General features: G+C 67.8%; 3 protein-coding genes. 1 reads left to right on the top strand and 2 read right to left on the bottom strand.

Annotation, left to right across the window (positions count from 1 at the left end; translation table 11 throughout):
• Positions 1-56: 56 nt before the first annotated feature.
• Positions 57-239: a hypothetical protein gene (locus MXD61_RS05625; protein WP_248811782.1), complete on the bottom strand. Its 183-nt coding sequence runs from the start codon at positions 237-239 to the stop codon at positions 57-59.
• Here MXD61_RS05625 and MXD61_RS05620 point away from each other — a divergent pair.
• Positions 232-477: a hypothetical protein gene (locus MXD61_RS05620; protein WP_248811781.1), complete on the top strand. Its 246-nt coding sequence runs from the start codon at positions 232-234 to the stop codon at positions 475-477. The genes MXD61_RS05625 and MXD61_RS05620 overlap by 8 nt on opposite strands.
• A gap of 174 nt (positions 478-651) precedes the next feature.
• Here the strand turns inward: MXD61_RS05620 and MXD61_RS05615 are convergent.
• A partial coding sequence (locus MXD61_RS05615) for a tetratricopeptide repeat protein (protein ID WP_248811780.1) occupies positions 652-1,347 on the bottom strand: 696 nt, incomplete at its 5' end.

The following is a 1,347-nucleotide window of genomic DNA, read 5'->3' as shown; positions in this document are numbered from 1 at the left end:
AGGCGTCTGTCAGTGAAACAGGAAAACCTGCCCGCGAGGGTAGGAATCCCCGGTCTTCAGGCCGGGGAGGATGTCAACGTCACCAGCTCCTCGCCGGTCCAGTGGAACCAGGTCGGCACTACGCGGGGCGTGCCGTCGAGGGCGACATAGGCGAACCGTGCGGGGATCGTCGACGCCAGCGGTGTCCTCGCCCGCAGCGAATACTCGGTCCGGCCCAGGCGGTACGAGTACGTGCTCACCGCAGAGGGGGTCGACCTGTGCGATGTCCTGATCGCCATGGCCCGCTTCGGCGACCGGTGGCTCGCCGGGTCGGCCGGCCCGCCCGTTCTCTACCAGCACCGGCCATGCGGCCACATCGCGCCCGCCGCCCCCCGCTGTGAGCGGTGCGGCGAGCCCATTCGCGCCGACACGATCGACGTGCTGCCCGGTCCCGGCGCCTCCCCGGCGGTGGATGCCGGGGTCAGCCCGAGCATCTGACCCAGCTGTGCTGGTCGGCGGACGACCTCCTACCGCGGAATCCGGCCGAGCGCTCGCGCCTGCTTCCGTAGCGGCAGGGATATCACGTGCCATTCGGCGTCTGGAGATCGCTGGCGCCGGCCAGGACTTCTACCAGGTGATCGATGTTGATTTCATCAGATGACGTATCCGGGCCTAAGGAACATCGCTGGCCAGTAGTGGGGCGTAAGCAGCACCGACACCTTCGGTGATGGCGGTGGCGAGTAGTTGGCGGTGCGCCTCAATCCGCGGCTCGTGCGGAAATCTCAGACCGATCTCGTCGAGGGCGACCACGCCCGCCGGGCCGAGCAGGTCACGATGGCTCTCCAGGTAGGCGGCGGACTCCCGGATGGTCGGAGCATTCAGCCAGTCGACCACCTGTCGCAGAACAGCGTCGGGCAGCACCAGCCAGCCCGGATAGCCACCGGGATGTACCGCAGTCCAAAACTGGTCAAAGCTGGCTGGGTTCGCACTCAGCAGTTCCCGCAGCATGCCGTGCACCTCAGCGAGGGCCTCGGGGGCATCCTCGCCATCGAGGATTTCCAGCGCGGCGATCGCATCAGCTGCGCGCCGAGGGAAAGGGCGTTCTGTGACAGCAGCCCGACGGCACAGCAGAAACCCTTGTCCCCACCTCACCGGAAACTCGGAGATCAACCCGGCGGCCAGATCTTCCCCATCCTGCCCCACCTCCGACAGGCGGTTCGCCAGGTTGTTCAGCGATCCGGCGAGGTTGGGGAGGTAGGCGTCGGGGCTGTCGGCGGCCAGCTGCCGGCGGAGGTTGACGGCTTCCTGGGCTGGGGCGAGTGCCTCCGCCCGCCGTCCCACCTCCGACAGGAACGTCGCCAGGTTGTT

It is taken from the genome of Frankia sp. AgPm24 (genome assembly GCF_023243055.1).
Taxonomy (GTDB): Bacteria; Actinomycetota; Actinomycetes; order Frankiales; family Frankiaceae; genus Frankia; species Frankia umida.
Note: the sequence above shows the minus strand (reverse complement) of the source record. Positions and strands in the feature narration are given on the sequence as shown.